We start from the raw sequence: 3883 nt of genomic DNA on the forward strand, positions 1-3883 counted from the left end.
TCGTTGAGGAGGTCGGTTCAGCTGTCACTCGGCTCTCCCCCGGGGACCGGGTGGTGATTCCCTTCGTCATCGCCTGTGGCGACTGCTACATGTGCCAGCGCGGGCTTCACACCCAGTGCGAGACGACCCAGAACACCGACACCGGGACCGGCGCGACGCTGTATGGCTACACCGAGCTGTACGGGTCCGTTCCGGGCGGGCAGGCCGAGCGGCTGCGCGTGCCGCTGGCCGACTTCAACGCCACGAAGGTCGGTCATGACCTGCCGGACGACCGCTATCTCTTCCTCAGCGACATCCTGCCAACCGCCTGGCAGGGGGTCGTTTACGCCGACCTGCCATCGGACGGCATCCTCGCGGTGATGGGACTGGGACCGGTCGGTCAGTTCGTCGGCCGGATCGGTAAGCACCTGGGCCACCGCGTACTCGCGGTCGAGCCCGTGCCCGAGCGGCGGGAGATGGCCGAGCGGTACGGCATCGAGACGTTCGACCTGACCGACGACGTCGTCGAACGGCTTCGGGATGCCACGGACGGGCGCGGCGCTGATTCTGTGGTTGAAGCGGTCGGGCTCGAAGCGCACGGCAGCCCGGGAGCCGCGTTTGCGCAGGGAGCCGTCGGGCTTCTGCCTGACGGTGTCGCGAAAAAGCTCATGGAAACTGCCGGCATCGACCGTCTGGCTGCCTTGTACAACTCGTTCGACTCGGTCCGCAGGGGCGGCACCGTCTCACTGAGCGGTGTCTATGTCGGAGAGGCCGACCCGATTCCGATGAAGACCCTGTTCGACAAGCAGGTGAGCATCCGGATGGGGCAGTGCAACGTGCAACGCTGGCGGGGCGAGCTGCTGCCGCTCGTCGAGGACCCGGCTGACCCGCTCGGCACGGAAGACCTCGTCACCCACCGGGTGCCCCTGGAGAAGGCACCCCAGATGTACGAGATGTTCCAAAAGAAGGAGAACGGCTGTATCAAGGTCGTGTTGAAGCCGTAGGCGCGGCGACATCACCCGAAACGGACGAAAACAGGGCTATCGGGGTCCGAGCTCACGACACTTCACGACGCTGTCGCGCGATTCGGCCGATTCCTCGGCGTCCCAGCGCGGCTGGAGTCGACAATCGCCCCGTGAAACGGGTGATCAGGTGAACGCGGCGATGATGCGCAGGACAGCGGGAGTGAGCAGGACGATGAACAGCACCGGCAGGATGCAGAAGATGAGTGGGAAGAGCACCTTCACGGGGATTTTCATCGCTTTCTCTTCGGCACGCTGACGTCGGCGCAGCCGCATCTCGGCCGCCTGAATACGCAACACAGACGCGATCGCGATGCCGTATGTGTCCGCCTGCACAACGGATCGTGTGAATCGACGGAGATCTGTTGAGGAGGTGCGCTCGCCGAATGCCAGGTACGCGTCCTTGCGTGCCCTGCCGATGCTCATGTCCTGCAGGGTTCGGATAAATTCCTCGGCCAGCGCGCCCTTGCCGTTGGTGGCTGCCTGCGCCATCGCTGCTTCAAAGCCCAGCCCGGCCTCCACGGCGATGGTCATCTGGTCGAGGGTGTCGGCCAGCGAGTTCTGAATATCTTCCTGCCGTTTCTGCCCCTTGCTGTGCAGAAGCAGGTCGGGCACGAAGAAGCAGAGCGTGGCGAAGCCAAGTCCGCCCACGACCCGCATCGGACTGGGATCCCAGCTAATCCAGACCAGTGCCAGCGGCATGCTGATTGCCGTCAGCACGGGCTTGGCGATGAGAATGCGATCGATCGTCCAGGCGGCCGGCCGGCCGGCCAGGGCCAGGCGGTGTTCGAGCATGGCCAGGTATCCCTTCGGCGCCCGGGCACGAAGCGATGACCCGGAAGGCCGTGGAACAACCGGGTCGGTTGGAATGCCGCCAGCGAGAGCAGCCTCCTTGCGCCCGCCCGCGATGAGGATTCCGAGCAAGGCACTGAAACCACCGGCGATGGCCAGTGAGGAGAGCAGTGGGATCATGGCGACTCCTTAGAACTTCACCTTGACGACGGCCATCATCCACAACGAGCCGACGAGAAGCAGAATGGCTGCAACGACGAGGGCGATGATGCCCAGGAGGTTGCTGAAGAAACCCTCGAAGTACGACGGCTGGGTCATAAGAAGGAACAGAAAAACGCCAACCGGCAGGAGGATGAGAACCCAGGCAGACATCTTGCCTTCCGCGGCGAGTGCCCGGACCTGGCGCCGGATTTCATTTCGTTCCCGGATGGTGTGACTGACCTGATCGAGGACCATCGAGAGGTTGCCGCCAACCTCCCTGTTGATGGCGATGGCCTGGGCGACCCATTCGAAGTCCTCACTTCGCATGCGCGTCGCCGTGTTGCTGAGAGCGTCGCCCAGGTCACGGCCGAGCCGAGTCTCGTTCACGACGCGGGCAAATTCTTCTGCGGTAGGAGACTCGGTCTCCTGTGAGGCGGCGTCGACGGCGCGGAGCAGACTGTGCCCGGCGCGAAGGCCTCCGGCCAGCAGCGTGAGCGATTCGTCGAGCTGGTCACTGAACTTGGCTCGTCGTCGTGCCGCGCGTACCCCGAGGAGAACTTTCGCTCCGATGGGCGCGAACGCAGCGAAGAACAGCATCGACAGCACCATCCAGATGGTCCCGATGCTGAGCACCAAGCCGACGGCAGCGAGCACGAGACCGGCTGCGATCACCATTATCAAAAATGCTGACGGCTTCATCCGTATGCTGGCCTGCTCGAGTTGCTCCGCGCTGAACGGGGCCCTGCCCCGTCGCTCGATCGCGCCCTCGATGACGCCGACGGTGCGATCGGTCAGCCGGGTCAGGCCCGACGTAGGAGTGTCTCCCGGTGCCCGTCGCCGTTCGACGGGGATTCGCGGGCTTGGCGGCGCGATGACGAAGAACACAAACGTGAGCGTCGCGAGTAGAGCGGCAATCGTACCCGCGACGAGGAGGATCTCGTTCATCGTGTGCCCTTCGTCGACAGGTGGGCCTGGAACACGTGCGGTGAGAGCGGGATGCCGAGCTCTGCGAAGCGATCAACGAAGCGCGGCCGTACGCCAGTCGCTACCGTGGACCCGAGCAGGGACCCATCCGGACCGAGGCCAGCCGCGTGGTCGAAGACGAAAGCATCCTGAAGCGTCACGATATCTCCCTCCATGGCCTGGACTTCGGTCACGTGGGTGATTCGGCGGGTGCCGTCTTTCATTCGACTGATCTGGACGATCACGTCGATTGCCGAGGCGATCTGTTCCCGGATGGCCCTCAGCGGGAGTTCCATTCCCGACATGAGAACAAGCGTCTCCAGTCGTGAGATGGCGTCTCGCGGCGAGTTCGAGTGCACCGTCGAGATCGAACCCTCATGGCCGGTGTTCATTGCCTGGAGCATGTCGAGGGTCTCACCGCCGCGGCATTCGCCGATAACGATGCGATCCGGTCGCATTCGGAGTGAGTTGCGGACGAGGTCGCGGATGGTGACCTCACCCTTGCCTTCGATATTGGACGGACGTGATTCCAGCCGAATGACGTGCTCCTGCTGCAACTGCAGCTCGACGGCGTCTTCGATGGTGATGATGCGTTCCTCCTGAGGTATGAACCCGGAGAGCACATTCAGAAGGGTGGTCTTGCCGGTGCCGGTACCACCGGACACGATAATGTTCAGCTTCGCCTTAACGCACGCGTCGAGCACCGTCGCCATGTCAACACTGAGCGTGCCGAAGCGGATGAGGTCCGTCACCCTGAACGGCTCCCGGGCGAACTTTCGGATGGTCAGTGACGATCCGTCGACAGCCAGGGGAGGAATGATCGCATTGACACGGGATCCGTCAGAGAGCCGAGCGTCGACAAGTGGCGAGGACTCGTCGATTCGACGACCGACTTTCGCAACGATCCGTTCGATGACCCTTCGAAG

General features: G+C 63.5%; 4 protein-coding genes. 1 reads left to right on the forward strand and 3 read right to left on the reverse strand.

Annotated features, from left to right (window positions below; all coding sequences use genetic code 11):
* A partial coding sequence (locus ACLQ62_RS08830) for a zinc-binding dehydrogenase (RefSeq protein ID WP_411721274.1) occupies positions 1-983 on the forward strand: 983 nt, incomplete at its 5' end.
* A 144-nt stretch (positions 984-1127) separates the two neighbouring features.
* Here ACLQ62_RS08830 and ACLQ62_RS08835 read toward each other — a convergent pair.
* The 3 genes from ACLQ62_RS08835 to ACLQ62_RS08845 all read right to left on the reverse strand — a co-directional run.
* Positions 1128-1796, reverse strand: coding sequence for a type II secretion system F family protein (locus ACLQ62_RS08835; RefSeq protein ID WP_411721275.1), 669 nt, complete (start codon positions 1794-1796; stop codon positions 1128-1130).
* Between the two features lie 186 nt (positions 1797-1982).
* The gene (locus ACLQ62_RS08840) at positions 1983-2939 is read right to left on the reverse strand and encodes a type II secretion system F family protein (RefSeq protein WP_411721276.1); all 957 of its coding nucleotides are present in this window, start codon (positions 2937-2939) and stop codon (positions 1983-1985) included.
* A partial coding sequence (locus ACLQ62_RS08845) for a CpaF family protein (RefSeq protein ID WP_411721277.1) occupies positions 2936-3883 on the reverse strand: 948 nt, incomplete at its 5' end. The genes ACLQ62_RS08840 and ACLQ62_RS08845, both read right to left, overlap by 4 nt.

The organism is Mycetocola sp. (assembly GCF_046716805.1).
Lineage (GTDB): Bacteria > Actinomycetota > Actinomycetes > Actinomycetales > Microbacteriaceae > Mycetocola_A.